We start from the raw sequence: 16,533 nt of genomic DNA, 5'->3' as shown, positions 1-16,533 counted from the left end.
TTTACGACTAATGAGTCCATAGCGCTTGACACCTATAGCCTATCGAATCTAGAATTAAAAACATACACATGTATGTTTTATGAGGAGGATATTATACCATGACGGATTTTTCCAGCGTTAAAGGCAAGGTAGCCATCGTGACGGGCGCTGCCGACGGCCTCGGCAAAGCGATCGCCGCATGTTACGCAGAGAACGGCATGAAGGTCGTCGTATCCGATATCAATGCGGATAAAGGTAAGCAAGTCGTGGAAGAGATAAAGTCCCGAGGCGGGGAAGCATCCTTCTATCAAACGGATGTCAGCAAAGAAGAGGAGGTCCAAGCGCTCGTCGATTTCGCCGTCGCCGCGTACGGCCGGTTAGACGGCCTCGTGAACAATGCCGGAATTGCGGCCGAGAGCAGGCCCACGCATGAATTCTCGGTAGCCGAATTCGATCGTTTGATGGCGATCGACCTTCGAGGCGTCTTTCTGGGGATGAAGTTCGCCGTCGAGGCTATCCTGAAGACCAAGTCGACCGGCGGTTTTATTATCAATGTCGCTTCCCAAGCGGGAATATTGGGCAACAGCTCGATGGCTACCTACGCTTCCGCCAAGCACGGCGTCGTCGGTCTCACGAAGAGCGCCGCCCTCGATTATGCGCCCTATAACATCTCCATCAACGCGATTTGTCCGGGAACGTTCCGAACCTCCATCTGGGGACAGGCTCCCGAGGAAGTCGTTTCTCAATACGCGAAGCTATTGTCCCCGAACGGAAGGCTCGGCGATCCTAAGGAAATCGGCCACCTGGCCTTGTTCCTGGCTTCCGATCTGGCGCGTTACATAAGCGGCTCCGCCATTGTGATCGACGCCGGCTCCCACGCGGGCAAGGTGACCCCCGTCCAGTGGGCGCATCCGGAAATTCTCGAGTAGCTCTATATGGCCATAGAAAATAACTTCCCTCTAAACGACGGGAAGTTATTTTTCTTCCTATGCTATAATCCGTGTGAGGAGCTGAGCGATATGATTACTTCTAAAGACAACATGTGCGAATTCGCCATTCGATTGTTTCAAGAACATGGTTACGAGAACGTCAGCATCAATACGATATGCAGTCGGCTGAACGTTACCCGCGGTTCCTTCTACCATCATTTCAATAGCAAGAACGATTTATTGTTGTATTGGTTCGCCTCCCAAGTAAGACGGAATATCGCCTTGGATTTGAGTTTGCCTTCTCCTAAGCAGATTCTCAAGAAACATGCCGTCGATTACGCGAACATCATCCGCAACGTCGGCCATGACTTTATGTACCACATTCTCATGGCGGAATTCGAGCTGGAGGGCAAGCACTTTCATACGTACTTGGACGGAGAAGGCCAGTCCATCGAGTTGATCGACCGGGCGTTGGACCGCCGGGAAATTCATTCCGGGAAACCCGCGAAGGAGCTGCTCGATACGTTCTCGTCCGCCGTCATCGGCGCCATCGTGTTATGGAAGTTCGAGAAGGGGAGCTTCGATATCGTGAAGAAGATCGAATCGATATTCGAGGTTACTTATCGATGAGGTGCGCTGCCAAGCGCAAAATAAGCGATCGCGAGTTCAGCGCGACCGCTTTATTGACTTCAGCTTCTCTTGCCCCTACTCCTTTACAGACCCTAACGTAATCCCATGAATAAAGAACCTTTGTAAAAAGGGATAAACGAGCAGCACCGGAATCATCGCGATAAAAATCTTGGCCGCGTTCAGCGTCTGATTAGACAATTCATTTAAGCGCTTGTATTGATCCTCCGTCATGTTCGATGCATCGACAACGACAACCAATTGCTGAATAAAGGTCTGCAGCGGATAGTTATCCTGTCCGGAGGTCAGTACAAGACCATGAAAGAATTCATTCCAGTGATACACGATGGTGAACAAGGTGACCGTGGCTAGCACCGGGACGGCAAGCGGGACATAGATCGAGAACAGCATTTTCCATGGTCCCGCCCCATCCACGAGAGCCGCTTCATCCAGTTCCTTTGGGAGATTTCGAAAGTAGTTAACGATGAGGATGACATTGAATACGGGAACGCCGCCACCGAGCACGAGACCCCAGATGGTGTTGTATAAGCCAAGTGCTTTCACCGTCATATACCAAGGAATCAAGCCCCCGTTGAATAGGAGAGTAAACACGAGAATCCACATGAACACATTCCGAAGACGGAAGTCCCTGGCGTTGCGCGAGAGCGGATAGGCCATCAAGGTCGTAACCAGGATCGTGATGGCAGCGCCGATCGCAACCCGTTGAATCGATATCCAGAACGAGTGGAAAAAGCGACCGTCATTCATGATCTGCTCATAGGAATTGAAATTAAAGCCGACCGGCCACAGCCAAACTTGTCCCGCCGATGCCGCCGATTTCTCGCTCAAGGACACGGCCAGCGTATACCAGATCGGCAGCAAGCAGAGGAAAGCAATGAGGAGCAGCACAATGACGAGGGTCCAGTCGAATAGCCGAGTGCGCAGACTCGCATCTCTTATCATGGCAAATCTCCTTTCCTCAGAAAATGCGATAGTTCGCGAACTTGGAAGCTAAAACGTAAGAAACGACGATCAAAATGAAGCTGACGACCGATTTCAACAAGCCGACGGCCGTCGCAAGGCCATATTGCATATTCAGCAAACCTTCCCTGTAAACCCATGTGTCGATAATATCGCCAGTCGAATAGAGCATCGGGTTATAGAGGTTAAAGATCTGATCGAATCCAGCGTTAAGAACATTGCCAAGGCTTAACACAGCGAGAAGAACGATGGTCGTGCGAAGTCCCGGGAGGGTCACATGCCAGATTCGGCGCAGTCGCGAGGCGCCGTCGATCGAAGCCGCTTCGTAGAGCGAAGGATTGATTCCGGTAAGAGCAGCCAAATAAATAATCGTATTGAACCCGAACTCCTTCCATACATCGCTTCCTACGACGATGTACGGGAATAGATCCGCCCGGGCAAAAAAGAGAATCGGATCGACTCCGAAAACCGATAACAGATTATTCACGGGACCGGTATAGGAAAAGATATCGAGCAGAATGCCGGACAGAATTACCCAGGATAGAAAATGAGGCAAATAGACGAGCGTCTGTATCCATCGCTTCATCGATGTGAAGCGAAGCTCGTTCAGCATAATGGCGAATGCCAATGGGACAATGAGATTGGCCACGATTTTCATGACGGCAATGAATACGGTATTCCGAAAAATTTGAACCGTATCGTTCAAATCGAACATGTACTCGAAATTCTCCAGGCCGATCCATTCGGACCGGAAGAAGCCTTGACCGGGATTATAATCCTCGAAGGCAATCACGATTCCGAACATGGGTACTATACTGATTAACACCAGCCATACGAAACCGGGCAGGAGCATGAAGTAATAATGCTTGGTAAAACTACGGTTTCTCATCCCTCTTTCTCCTCCCTCTATCCGTTTTGCATGACTAAGGCGCCGGCAACTCCGACGCCCCAGGGCTGCTTTATTGGATCGCTTCCTTCACTTCCTCGGTAATCTTGTCCCCGCCCTGCTTCTTCCAATCGCTGACGAACTTATCGAAATCGTCCAGCGGGGCCGCTCCCATGATAATTTTCAAGAAAGTCTCGTCCTCAAGCTTCTTAAGGTTCGACCAACGGCTCTCCATGGTCTTCGTCTGCGAGTAGAGCAAGCTATATACCTTGTTATAGTCCTGCTCCAGAGGAGAGGAGCCAACGAGAAGAGAATAAATCCGGCTCCAGGTTCCCATGTCCGCCTGCGGATCCCAGTTCGAAATGTCCATGTTGTCGTAAGGCTCTTTCTTTACTTTCGTGACATTCTGAATATCCGCGGCGAGCAGCTTGTAGCCCGGATCCGTGAAGTCCTCCGGCTTCTTCGCGCCCGAAAGCACATCCTTGATCGCTTTAGAAGAATATTCGCTCTCATCGGTATAAGACATGGGGACGCGCAGCGGATAGTATCCAACCGGAACGCTGATATCGAACTTGGATTCGTCGCGAACGAGAAGGTTCAGCATCTTGACAACCGCCTCCGGGTGCTCGTAGCCTTTGCGGACCACGACGAACAACGTGGAAGGCGCTCCCATGTGGGCATTGAATTGTCCATTCGCATCTAACGGAAGCAGGTATGCTTGCCAATTCGCTTTAGGGTCATTCTTGATGGCATCCGGCAATGGGCCGTAGCCCATCCACCAGGGGGCAAAGAAAATTCCCGCCTTACCGCTGACGACCGGTTCGTAGGCGCTCTTCCGGATGCCGATTTCCTTGTCGATCAAGCCCTGCGCATAGAAATCGCGAAGCTTGCCGAGCGCTTCCTTCGTCTCCGGCAGAATCGATCCGTACACCGGATTGCCGGATTCGTCCTTCAGCCAGTACCCCGGATAGGACTTGTAAGCACCGAAGATCGGATCCAACCCGAACGTGTTATTGGTCGATTCCAGGAAGTTGGCGTATAGCTTGCTGCCGTTCTGCTGACCGGAGATGCCGATCGTATCGTTCTTGCCGTTGCCATCCGGATCCTGCTCGACGAATGCTTTGGCGACTTTCTCGAGGTCTTCCATCGTCTTCGGCGGCTCCAAGCCGAGCTTGTCGAGCCAATCTTTGCGAATCCACATCTCGTGAACGCCGTCGGACTGAACCTGTATGCTCGGAATGGCGTACATCTTGCCGTCGAACGTCACCGATTCGGCCGACTTGCCGCCGGTCTTCTCCATGAAGTTCTTCATCGCCGGAGACGCGTATTGCTCGAATACCTCCGTCAAATCCGCTAGCTGCCCGGCCTTCACCATCTCCCGCAGTTGCGTATCCTTAACGACCAGCGCATCGGGCAAGTCGCTGCTGGAGATCGCGAGATTGACCTTCTGGTCGTAATTCGTCCCGGATGCCGCTTGCCAGGTGACCTTCGTGTCGATGTTCAAATTGTCTAAGATGTAACGCGAATACTGGTTGTGCTCCGGCGTGTCTCCCCCTGGCAAACTGTTATCCGTAGGATCTACCGATTTGCCGTACGTCAAGGTGATCGTTTCCGGATATTTGCCGAATGGATCCTTGGCCTCTTTTACTCCAGTCTGCGAGCCGGATTCGGTAGATTGTGAAGCGGAGGCGTTAGTATCCCCTTTAGACTGGCTGCATGCGCTTAGCACGACAAGCATTAGAGCCATGGAGAGCGAAACGGATTTCTTGATCATGGCTTTGCTTCCCCCTTCGGTAAGATAGTCTTTGTTCCAGCACAATCAATATAGCATCATTGAAAGCGCTTTAAGGATGGGCCGGACAACGACCGCAAGGGGGAGAAATGATCGACCTTCGTGCCTCCCGGTCATCTCTCCGCCTTCTCGGCGGTCATTTCTCTACCCTGCCGCCTTCACTCCCCTTGCCGATGACGCTGTCTGTATTCGCTAGGAAGCATACCCGTCTGCTCCCGGAACGTCCTGCTGAAATATTTCTCATCCGAGTAGCCCGATTGCTCGGCCACCCACTGAATCGGCTTAATCGTCTGCACGAGGTATTCCCGCGCCTTATCGATCCGCGTTTGGCGAAGATACTCGTTGAAGGAGTGCCCGACGATCTCCTTAAAGACTTGATTAAAATAACTACGGCTTAAATGGACTCGCTTGGCGACGTCGATGGCAAACAACGGCTGTTCCAGTTCGTCATGGACGATTTTGATCGCTGCCATGATGCTTCCGCTCACTTCCCTGCTGAGCTGCAAACGTCCGGACACCGACTGAGCGGTCTCCTGGAAGGCATTCATCCATTCGGCAGCTTCCCGCCAACAAACGAACTTATCCGGAAGCGTCGCCCGAAATTGCGTGACGGAGCGAAAAATCCGATTCCATTCTACGGTGCATCCGTAGAGAATCTGCATGAGCTTCGCGATCGGAAGCCTGAGAGCAAACAGACAGTCTTTCAATTCTTCAAAGCTTTCCTTATCGTGAAGCCAGCGGAATGAATGAAGAAGCTCCTTCGCGTCCTCGATTTCCCGCTGCCCGGAGCGAGAAGGCTCCGAACGCAGCTCCTCAAGGGAGATGTCGATCGGATGCGGCTCCCGACCGTCGCAGACGTAGAAGAAGGCTCGTTGCCGGTATTGGCCCAACAGCTGTTGCAGCTCAGCCAACAACTCGCCAGCCGCAAGGCAAACTCTTACCATTCGCCAATGGGAGACTTGAATACCGACCGGGTAAGGCGGCAATTCCCCCGAGTCCGGATGATCCTCATTCCTCCCTGGCATCCATACCCGAACGCAGGGATCGTTCTCCATCACCCAGCAGCCTCCAAGCCCGGATTCCGGTTGAAAATCGACGGGCTCCGGCTGCTCGTGAAGCGCGACCAACGCATAGGCGTAGTTGCCGGAATATAGGTAACGCGTCGCGGAAATCGTCTTCTCCGAGCGTTTGCTCTTCTCGGTCATAATGCGGGAGCGGATACGTTCAAGAACCTCCCCGAAGCGCTCCTGCTCCAGTTGAACCTTAGCGATATAATCGATCGCTCCTAACCGCAGCGCTTCCTGAATATATTCGAAATCCTGATGCAAGGTTAGCACGGCCACGGCGACGTCTGGATAACGTTCGCGCACGATCCGGATCAGCTCGATACCCGACATGACCGGCATAGCCAGATCGGTCAGGAGAAGATCGACCCGATGGGAAGCCATGAATTCCAAAGCCTTCTCTCCGTTCGCCGCTTCCCCGACGACCTTCATTCCGAAGGAATCCCACGGCATCGAGGAGATCAGTCCTCTGCGAACCAGGTTGTCGTCGTCCACGATCAATACGGGTATCATTTGTCAGCCTCCTTAAAGGGCAAACGGATGACGATTCGAGTGCCTATTCCGATTTCGCTCGTAACCGTTAAGCTAGCTGCTCCTTCGTAGTGGGAATCCAGCATTCGCTTGACATAGTTCATTCCGATTCCCATGCCGACTCGGTGCCGCTGCGTTTGTTCGTTCGCCAGCAGCGCCGCGATCGTCTCTTCGGGGATGCCGCCTCCGTTATCGGTAATCGTTATCTCCAGTCCTTCGCTCATGCCGACCTCCACTTCGATTCTGCCTTCGTCGTCGAGTCCATGGTAGAGAGCGTTCTCCACTAACGGCTGCAAGATGAATCTAGGCACCGCAATGTCGAGCAGCTCGTCCTTTACGTTAAGGCGAACGTCGAATTTAAAGTTATAGCGAATCTGTTGTAGAATCAGATACTGTTTAAGAGAATCGATCTCCTCTCGTATGGTAGAAAGGCTGTCTCCTTTGCGAAGGTTATAATATAACAGCTTGTTCAGGGAGGTGACGAGACGATCGATCTCTTGCTGTCCGTTCATGACCGCAAGCCAGTGAGCGGTGTCTAACGTGTTCATCAGGAAGTGAGGATTGATCTGGTAGAGGAGCTTCTCGATCTCTAAATCCGCCCTTCGCTTCTCTTTGAGTTCCACTTCCGCGAACAAGTCCGCGATCTGAGTCTTCATCGATTGGAACTGGTTGAGAAGAACCCCGAACTCCGGAATGCTTGTCCGCATGGCCACCGAGTTGAAGTTGTTGTTTGCCATCCACCTTATTTCTTTGCTGAACCTGGAGAGCGGCCGATACACCATTCTCCACAGAAGCCAACCGATCGACAAGCTTACCGCGACAACCGCCAAGGATAAGAAGAGCATCTGCATCAACCATTCGTTTTTCTCGCGGTTGTAGTCGGCCTTGGACAGGAGCGAGACGACGCTCCATCCCTGATTGCTGACTTGGCGGTACCAATAGAAGCCCGAAGTCGATCCGGAAGTCGATGAAGGCGCTCTCAATTGTGGGAATAGCGAATTTTCCGGAAATACGTGTCCCAATTCGCTGTAAGCGATACGTCCACTATTGTCTAGAATGAGATGATAGGTATGTTTGCTTATGCCATCCAAATCGAGGATGCTCTGAGTAAACTTGAAGCCGGATTCGATATAAATGTAGGCATCCTCTCTCTCGGGCAGTTCGACCTTGCGCAGGGCGGAAAGCACGTACTGATCGTTAAAACGGTCGTTGCTGATATGCGGCCCGAAGTATGTGATCCCGTAATAAGAGGAGAGCACGGGAAGCTTGCCCACAGCGAAGGAGTCCTTCACTCCGGTATTCTCGAAGAGGAAGGAACCGTCCTCCTGAAAATAGTACATCGTCAGTCCGATATTCGGGTTGGTGAACGTTATGAGATTAAGCTGATACTTGATCTGGTCGGTCAAATAGCTGCGGTCGTAGGGCTCGTTCGCCGTCATGAACTCTTCAAGCTGCCTGCCGACATTCCCTTCGAATGCAAGCTGCTGGGAGACATGGTTCAGGTTGCTTAACGTATTCTCGAGCGACAAGGCGACCTGCTTTAAGTTGTTCTGAATTCCGGACGTCAGCTTCTTGTCCAGAATCGAAGTGATTGTGTTATAAGATAGGAAACAAGTAAAAAGGAAAGGTAGTAATGTGGCAGCAGCAAATAACCAAAGGATTCGATTCTTTAATGTCATTCGTTCCAACTCTCTCCCTCCTTTTGTCGCACGTACGAGTATATTCTTTCTCTGCCCGATAAAATAGAAACGGATTGAACCTTTTCTTATACAAAATGACACAAACAAGCGCTGAACCTGCTCCTCTTCTCTTGCCCTAATTAACGCACAAGAAAAGGCCGCCGAGCATGCTCGGCGGCCTTTTGCGCTAAAGGTAATTCCTCGTATCGTTTTTCGTTATTTCATCTCCGGCATCCAAATCCGATACCGTCCGCTTAGCGCCATCATGGCGAACAGGTACAAGCAATTGTCGTAATAGCGTCGAACTCCCTTGCGAACGGGAGTATTCCAGAACGCGGCTACGGCTTCCCGAGCGTGAGGTCCGTCCGGGGAAGCAAGCGCCGCGCACGCGTTCGTCGCGAGCAGCCCCACGGGATGAAGCGCCTTCTCCTCGAAGGGCTCGCCGTCGATCCGGTACCGCCTGAGGTCCTCGGGATCCTTGTCCGCGAAGAAGCGCTGAAGCCGGTTCGTCTGCTGTCTCATCCAGTCCGTCGCGCCGAACCATTCCGCGTCGAGCCCGATGTTCGCCGCGACCCGATAGGAATCGCTGAAGAAGTGACCGTAGCCTTTCTCGTCGTTAGGAGTCCCATCGTAATAAGCATATTCCGGAGCTAGACCCGTCACCGGATGGCAGGCCAGCTTCAGATACTCCCGGCTGGCCGCGGCCGCTTCCTTCCAGAACGGCCGATCCTCCTCGTCCGCCCAGAGCGCGAACAGCTCGTAGAAGTGGGGCAAATGATAGGAAGGATCGGAATACTCGCATTCCGGAATGAACTTGATCAGCCGGTTGTCCCGGTTCCACATCGGATGCCCCCTGCCGTCCTCGCCATTGTGAAGGCAAGCCCGCAGGATGTCCCGGGCCATGACTCCGTAATCCAGCGGATGGCGCCCGTCCCCCCAGCGATGCGAAGCGAAGAACAGAGCCAGCGCGAAGTACTCTTCGCCGTCCGGCGCCGGCCCGTGAGAGCGCTTCGTGCCGTCCGGGTTGCAGGACCAGGCGAAGTAGCCCGCATGAACGCCGGTCGTCATGTACATGTATTCGTACGTCCATCTCCAGAGCCGGTCGAACAAGTCCTTGTCCCCCATCTGGACGGCCATCATCATGCCGTAGGACATGCCTTCGGTACGGACGTCGAGATTGCCGGTGTCCAGCATGTAGCCCTTGTCTTCGCCGACCGGATAGTAGATTCTCGTCTCTTCGTCTCCGTCGAACAATTGATTCCACGTATCCGCCAGCCTGGACTGGATGTCGCTTGCGGAATAGCCGTACTGCTGCAACAGGTTCCGGTACCTTCCGGTCGCGAACGCTCCTTCTCCGGTTCCCCTCGTTCTCGCCTCCGTCATGCGCCCTCCACCACCTTCCAGAAGGATGGTTTCGGCCGGTGCTTCTCATCGAACAGGAGCGGCCAGTTTTTTCTCCCTCGTACCGGGAAATCGTCCAGCCACGTATAATCGTCCGCCGCTCCCCAGAACGTTACGGCATCGATGACATCCTTGTATTCCCGGAAAAGCTTAAATATCTGCGCATACCTTTCGATCTGAAGCTCGATCATTCGTTCCGTCGGCTCGGTCAAATCCGTCCGGCGGTCGCCGAATTCGAACATCGAGACGTCCAGCTCCGTGACGTGAAGCTTCAGCCCCAACGAAGCATAGCGCTCGATCGCGCTTCGGATGTCGTCGAGCCCGGGGTCGTACAGGTTCCAATGCGCCTGCAAGCCGACGCCGTGGATCGGCACGTCCCTCTCCCTCAGCGACTTGACCAGTGCGTAGATCTTCTCCCGTTTGATAGGGTGGCTCTCATTATAATCATTGTAGAAAAGCAGAGCGTTCGGGTCCGCTTCATGGGCATATTCGAACGCCTTCGAGATAAAGTCTTCTCCCGCGATCGCCGTCCATTTCGACTGGCGAAGCAGCTCGTCGCCCTCGTCGGCGATGACTTCGTTCACAACATCCCAGCAATAGACGCTGTTCTTGTACCGCTTCACGACCGTGTCGATATGGGATTTCATGCGGGCGAACAGCTCTCCGCGTCCGACCAGTCCGCCATTCCGATCCTGGAACAGCCAATCGGGCGTCTGATTATGCCAGACGAGCGTATGCCCTCTCATCCTCATTCCCTTGCTCCGGGCGAAGTCGGCGATCCGATCGGCCTCCTCGAACGTATACTCCTCCTCCGATGGATGAAGGCTCGCGAACTTCATTTCGTTCTCGGCGGTAAGGCTGTTGTAGTGATAGGCGATCAGCTCGCCGGACCTGGCGATCGTGCGCGGGTTGACCGCGGCCCCGATGTCGAAACAACCTTGGAGAACTTCGTGCAATTTCGGAATGCCGCGAGATGGTTCCATTCGCTTTTCCCCCTAACTTTCGTTATCCTTTGACGCCTCCGACGGTCATGCCTTTAACGAAATACTTCTGAAGGAACGGATAAATGATAATCATCGGGACGGCCGCAACGATCGTCATCGTCGCGCGGATGGAGAGCGGCGACACCTTGATCGCGGACCCGTTCGCCGAATTCGCGAACGCCGACTCCGCGCTGCTCGTCGTGTTCGAGTTCTGCAGAATCTTCTGCAGCTCGTACTGCAGCGTGCTGAGCTCCACGTTGGACGAGTTGTACAAGAACACGTCGAACCAGGAGTTCCATTGGTAGACGGCCGTGAACAGCGCCACGGTCGCAAGCACCGGAAGGCATAGCGGGAACACGATGTTGAAGAAGGTCCGGAAGTCCCCGGCCCCGTCGATGCGGGCCGACTCGATCACGCTCTCCGGCAGCTGCTCGATGAAGGAACGGATGATGATCAAGTTAAAGACGCCGATAATGCCGGGCAAAATATAAACCCAGAAGTTATTGATCAGTCCCAGATCCCGAATGAGCAGGTAGTTCGGAATCAGCCCGCCGTTAATGTACATCGTGATAATGAACGCGATCGTGATGAACTTCCGCAGCACGTACTCCGGCCGGCTGATCGTGTAGGCGACCATGGCCGAAGCGAATACCGTCACGATCGTGCCGATGACGGTGCGAAGCACGGAGATCGTCGTCGCGGTGAAGATCGTGTTTTCCCTAAATACGTATTTGTAATTCTCCAGGGAGAAGTCCCGCGGCAACAGATGAATCCCGCCTTTGATCGAATCGCTGGCCGCATTCAAGGAGACCGCTAAGGTGTTGAGAAAAGGGTACAGCGTAACGATCATGAGACAGGTAAGCAGAACGTAGTTGCAGATATCGAATATTTTATCGCCAAGGGAAGAGTCTCGACGCGAGAGCCTTCTTGGTTTGGGCGCGGAAGCCGAATTCGCCATGAGGAACTCCTCCTTCTAGAACAATCTGTCTTGGCCCATCCGCTTGGCGAGATGATTCGCCGAGAACAGAAGGACGAAGCTGACGACCGTCTTAAACATGCCTGCCGCGGTGGCAAGCGGGAAGTTGAACTGTTGAAGGCCGTATTTCAGAACGAATATGTCAATGTTCTCGGAATAATCGACGTTCATGCCGTTGCCGAGCAGGTACTGAGGCTCGAATCCCGATTCCAGCAAATATCCGATATTCATGATTAACAACACGATAATGACCGGCCGGATGCCCGGCAGCGTGATGTACCACATCCGCCTGAGCCGGCCCGCTCCGTCCATCTCCGCCGCTTCGTACTGGGCCGGATCGATGGAGGTGATGGCGGCCAGATAAACGATCGTATTCCATCCCACGTCTTTCCATACCGAGCTTGCGCCGAAGATTCCCCAGAACCACTCGGCTTTCCCGAGGAACAAGTATTCCTGTCCTTTATCGATGGCTCCGAACCATTTAAGCAATTCATTGATGATGCCGTCCGGAGCGAGAGTCGTTTGAATGATGCCCGCGGCGACTACCCACGAGATGAAGTGAGGCAAGTAACTGACGGTTTGCACGACTCGCTTGAACGCGACCTTGCGTACTTCATTCAGAAGCAGCGCCAACGTAATGGCGGTAACGAAGCCTAGCACCAGATTGATTCCGCTCATCGCGAGCGTATTGCGGAGGGCGATCAGGAACCGGTCTTCCGAGAACAAGGCGTCGAAATGGTGAAATCCGACCCACTTCTGGTCCTTGAAGGGGAGCGCCGGTTGATAATCCTGGAAAGCGATCGTCCAGCCCCAAACCGGAACGTACTTGAAAATAAACAACCAGACGACAAAAGGAACGGACATGAGGACCAGCATCCGTTGTTGAACGAGTCTCTTCAAAAACAGTCTCAGCCCCGTCGGTTGCGGCTTCGGCGTCATGGTCGACGCTGCCAGCGCGGTGTTCTTCTCCATGGTTCTCTCTCCTTCCGTAGGGCTAAGCGCCGCATATGGAAAGGCCGGTCTTAAGCGCGGTACCGCACGTTAAGCCGGCCTTTCGCCTTTGTGCCTATGCGTTATCCCGGATTACTTCGCGACTTCCACGACTTTCTGGATTTGCTCCTTATACCACGTCTCGTAGCCGGCCGTATCCAGCTTGCCGAATTCTTTCTGGTACTCCGCCCAGATGCCTTCGAATTCGGCCGGCTTCGCGAGCACTAGCTTAGGGAAGTACTTCTTCGTGAGATCGTCCTTCTTCGTCTCCCAGATCTGCTGCGGCGAGCCTTGCTCCTTCGGAATGCTCCATGCAGGGAACCATGGACGGTCTTCCGGAGTGTCGAACATTTCCGCGTACGTCTTGACGCCGTACTTCTCCAGAATCGTTTTGTCGCCTTCCGTCAAGCTCATTTGGAACACCTCCGGCTGGTAGCCCGGAGCCAACGCGTTCCCGTCCGACAAGGTGGAAGAAGTACCGTATTGCGGCCAATCCCAGTCATAGGTCTTGAAGCCGAATTTCTCGTTGAACGCGTCGTCGAGCTTCGCGATCTGCTCGGCCGTACGGTAGAAGCGGCCCTTGTCGTCGACCTCGTACGTCTCGCCCTTGATGCCCCAGCTCTTGAGAACCTGATTCTCTTCCTTGAGCAGGTTATCCCAATACTGAATGATTCGAGCCGGATCCTTCGCGCTCTTCGTGATGCCGGCGCCGCGGTTGCTCGTCCAGCCCGGCGGATCCAGGTATTGGTCCTTGGTTCCGTCGAACGTAACCGGCAGTGGGAAGTAAACGAAATCGTCCTGCGTCTGATCCTTGCGCGCCGCGTCCTTCAGAACGTTCTGCGCGTTGCCGATCTGCCAGCCGTAGTCGAAGAATCCTACGACCTTGTGCGAGGTGAGCTTCGCGATATATTGGTCGTAGTTGTCGACGAAGGAAGACTTGTCGAACAGGCCCTTGGCGTTCAGATCGTTCAGCGTCTTCAGCCAGCGCTTCGTTTCGTCGGAGCCGGCATAAGTCTTGGCGTCAAGCGTATTCACGTCGACCATGACGTTGCCGTCGTTCGGGAATCCGGCCAGGTGCATCGGCGGGTTGGAGGTCGCGAAGAATCTCCAGTCGTGCGTCAGCGAGACCATGCCCGTCAGGTCTTCGTCCGGGTGCTTGGCGACGAAATCCTCGACCAGCTTGACGTATTCGTCCAGCGTCTTGATCTGCGGATAACCCGCTTCCTTCAGCACTCGGCGTTGAACCCAGAAAGCGCCTTGGTTGATGTTCGGATCCGGCATATAGTCGCCGACTTGAGGGCCGAAGGGGAGAAAGTAAATCTTGCCGCCGTAATCCGCTCTCATCCGTTCGAAATACGGTCCGTACACGCGTTTGATATTCGGTCCGTATTGCTCGATCAGGTCGTCGAGAGGAATGAAGGCGCCCGCCTTGAGAACCTCTTCGATCGCGGCGTCCGGAATCATGACGTCGGGGTAAGTGTTGGAGGCGATCATCGTTCCGACCTTCGTATTGAGGTCGCCGACCAGGTGTTCGATCTTGAAGTTGACGCCGGTCTGGTCCTCGAGGAGCTTGCCGATCGTCGTCTCGTTGGTGTTGAGGTCCTTCTCGCCGGCTACCCCGTTGAAGAACGTAAACGTGACCTTGTCTTTCGGTGCCTCGGAGGCGGGAGCGCTTTCAGAAGCGGGAGCGCTTTCCGATGCCGAAGGGCTTGCTCCGGCATCGCTAGGCGACGCATTGCTGCCGTTGTTGTTGCCGTTCGAGCACGCGACCGCGGACATCGCCATGACGGCGGCCATGCCGGCAACCAGTAACTTCTTTGCCACTAAGTTCGAACCCCTTTCGATGCGATTGTGTTTTTTGTAAGCACTTTCAGTATAAGAGCATTTCCAGGGTTTGTTTACCGAATAAACTAAACATTGTGCTTTGGATATTTTAGCTGCTATCCGTTCGGCTCGTCCTTGACAACGATTCGGAACTCGGTCCCCTTGCCCTCTTCGCTCGTCGCCTCGAACCGGACCCGCTCTTGGTAATACATCTTTAACCGGTAATAGACATTCTTGATGCCGACGCTCTCCCCGATATCCTCGCTGAGCTCCAACTCGCTTAAGATCGCCTCCAGCTTAGCGGCCGGAATCCCAGCTCCGTTGTCCTTCACGGTGCAGACAAGCCCCTCTTCCGTTGTGCCGACCGCAACCCGGATCAAGCCTCCTTCCTTGGACTTCTCGATGCCGTGGATGCTGGCGTTCTCGACGAGCGGCTGCAGCGTCATTTTCGGAATCATCATATCCATCACCGAGTCGTCCGCTTCGATGCGGAAATCGAGCTTGTCCCCGAATCGGTATTTCTGGATTTCGAGGAAGCAGGCGACAAGGTCCAGCTCGTCCCGGATCGTGACCCAGTCCTTGCCCCAGGCGAGGGACTTGCGGAATATCTTCGCCATATTATGAATGATCTTGGCCGTCTCCTCTTCCTTCTTCATCAAGCTGCGCATCCGGATCGTTTCGAGCGAGTTGAACAGGAAATGCGGATTGATCTGGCTCTGCAGCGCGTGGAGCTGAGATTGATTTCGTTTGAGCTGAAGCTCCTTCTTCTGGATGTCCGCGATGTAGACGTCGTGGATCAGGCTTTTGATTTGCAGCGTCATCCGGTTGAATTCGGCGGTCAGCTGTCCGATCTCGTCTTTGTTATCCTGATACGATATCGTATCGAACGAATGGTTTTTGACTCGTTTCATATGCTTCAGGATCCGGACGAGCCTCGCGTTTAGAGATCGGGTAAACCAGATGATGACCAGCGTCGAGAGGAGCAGATTGGGAACGGCCAAATACAGGACGGATATTCTGGATTTGTGCACTTCCTCCAGCACCGCCGATTCGCGAAACTCCCCGACGATCCGCCACTTGCTCAAATAAGAGACGTCCGGAAAATCTTCATCGAAAACGAGCGTGCCTTTGGATGCCGGAAACGAAGAAAAATCGGCCAAGCGGGCCGGGGAGATGGCGGGGTTCGTCGTATATTGCACTTCATTCCCCCGAAGGAGGTATAAATTCCCTTCCAGGGTAACGTTATGGAACAGTTCCTTGATCGCTTCCGGGTGAAGATCGATCTTGAGGATTTTCTCCCATTGCTCCGAACCCCCGGAATTGCTGATCTTGCGAACGATGCTAAGAGCTTCGCCCGAAGCGCCGGGGTAGTCGGTCGACGTCTTCAGCAGAATCGGAGTCGAAAGCTCCGAAGCGCTGATTCGTCGGTACCAAATCTGCTCCCTGGTCTGCTTCGTGATCGGTTCGACCTGCCCTCCGTAAATGATCGTGCTGTTGTTCGAATACAGCGTAATGCGCTGAATCGCTTCATAGACGGGACTGTACTTGCTCAGCATGCCGATAATGTAGGACTGATAATTGTTCACGTAATCGGAAGGAACCTCGTAGCTTTCCTCCAGGTACTGGTTGAGAATCGTATCGTTATAAATAACCGCGGAAATCCCCACGGCCGCGTTGACCTGAGCCATAAAGTCGTTGCGGATCTGCTCGATGGCGAGGGAGATGTCCCTCATTTTCTGCTTCTTGACGTTATTGCTCGTGATGTTGTAGAAAATGACGTTGGTCAGAACGACCGGAATAAAGACGGACAAAAAGTAAACGATCAGCATCTTGTTCCGCATTCTGACGTTGTTTAAGCTGAAGGCTGCTCTCCAATTCGCGCGCATTGCGA

General features: G+C 53.7%; 13 protein-coding genes. 2 read left to right on the top strand and 11 right to left on the bottom strand.

What is annotated here, in order from left to right; translation table 11 throughout:
* The first annotated feature begins 98 nt into the window (after nt 1-98).
* The gene (locus tag H7B67_RS23725) at nt 99-908 is read left to right on the top strand and encodes an SDR family NAD(P)-dependent oxidoreductase (RefSeq protein WP_185122360.1); all 810 of its coding nucleotides are present in this window, start codon (nt 99-101) and stop codon (nt 906-908) included.
* Nucleotides 909-998: 90 nt separating this feature from the next.
* A complete protein-coding gene (locus H7B67_RS23720; RefSeq protein WP_185122359.1) occupies nt 999-1,538 on the top strand; it encodes a TetR/AcrR family transcriptional regulator in 540 nt (179 codons plus the stop codon).
* A 75-nt stretch (nt 1,539-1,613) separates the two neighbouring features.
* Here H7B67_RS23720 and H7B67_RS23715 read toward each other — a convergent pair whose 3' ends face one another.
* The 11 genes from H7B67_RS23715 to H7B67_RS23665 form a co-directional block, all read right to left on the bottom strand.
* The gene (locus H7B67_RS23715) at nt 1,614-2,498 is read right to left on the bottom strand and encodes a carbohydrate ABC transporter permease (RefSeq protein ID WP_185122358.1); all 885 of its coding nucleotides are present in this window, start codon (nt 2,496-2,498) and stop codon (nt 1,614-1,616) included.
* A 16-nt stretch (nt 2,499-2,514) separates the two neighbouring features.
* Nucleotides 2,515-3,405, bottom strand: coding sequence for an ABC transporter permease (locus H7B67_RS23710; protein ID WP_185122357.1), 891 nt, complete (start codon nt 3,403-3,405; stop codon nt 2,515-2,517).
* Nucleotides 3,406-3,475: 70 nt separating this feature from the next.
* A complete protein-coding gene (locus tag H7B67_RS23705) occupies nt 3,476-5,176 on the bottom strand; it encodes an extracellular solute-binding protein (protein ID WP_185122356.1) in 1,701 nt (566 codons plus the stop codon).
* 176 nt (nt 5,177-5,352) lie between these two features.
* A complete protein-coding gene (locus tag H7B67_RS31165) occupies nt 5,353-6,771 on the bottom strand; it encodes a response regulator (protein ID WP_185122355.1) in 1,419 nt (472 codons plus the stop codon).
* Complete coding sequence (locus tag H7B67_RS23695) at nt 6,768-8,468, bottom strand: sensor histidine kinase (protein ID WP_185122442.1); 1,701 nt, start codon at nt 8,466-8,468, stop codon at nt 6,768-6,770. Before H7B67_RS23695 ends, H7B67_RS31165 begins: the two co-directional genes overlap by 4 nt.
* Before the next feature lie 216 nt (nt 8,469-8,684).
* Nucleotides 8,685-9,851: a family 8 glycosyl hydrolase gene (locus tag H7B67_RS23690; protein ID WP_185122354.1), complete on the bottom strand. Its 1,167-nt coding sequence runs from the start codon at nt 9,849-9,851 to the stop codon at nt 8,685-8,687.
* Complete coding sequence (locus H7B67_RS23685; RefSeq protein ID WP_185122353.1) at nt 9,848-10,852, bottom strand: endo-1,4-beta-xylanase; 1,005 nt, start codon at nt 10,850-10,852, stop codon at nt 9,848-9,850. Before H7B67_RS23685 ends, H7B67_RS23690 begins: the two co-directional genes overlap by 4 nt.
* Before the next feature lie 22 nt (nt 10,853-10,874).
* Entirely contained in the window at nt 10,875-11,810 is a 936-nt protein-coding gene (locus H7B67_RS23680; protein WP_185122352.1) for a carbohydrate ABC transporter permease, read from the bottom strand.
* A 15-nt stretch (nt 11,811-11,825) separates the two neighbouring features.
* Nucleotides 11,826-12,800, bottom strand: a complete 975-nt coding sequence (locus H7B67_RS23675; protein ID WP_185122351.1) for an ABC transporter permease — start codon at nt 12,798-12,800, stop codon at nt 11,826-11,828.
* A gap of 111 nt (nt 12,801-12,911) precedes the next feature.
* Nucleotides 12,912-14,642, bottom strand: a complete 1,731-nt coding sequence (locus H7B67_RS23670) for a type 2 periplasmic-binding domain-containing protein (protein ID WP_425353920.1) — start codon at nt 14,640-14,642, stop codon at nt 12,912-12,914.
* A 116-nt stretch (nt 14,643-14,758) separates the two neighbouring features.
* Nucleotides 14,759-16,528 carry a sensor histidine kinase gene (locus H7B67_RS23665; RefSeq protein WP_185122350.1) on the bottom strand — a complete coding sequence of 590 codons (1,770 nt, stop codon included), beginning with the start codon at nt 16,526-16,528 and terminating at the stop codon, nt 14,759-14,761.
* Nucleotides 16,529-16,533: the final 5 nt, after the last annotated feature.

It is taken from the genome of Cohnella thailandensis (assembly GCF_014212135.1).
Lineage (GTDB): Bacteria > Bacillota > Bacilli > Paenibacillales > Paenibacillaceae > Cohnella > Cohnella thailandensis.
The sequence above is the reverse complement of the archived record's forward strand: the minus strand, read 5'-3'. Positions and strand labels throughout refer to the sequence as shown.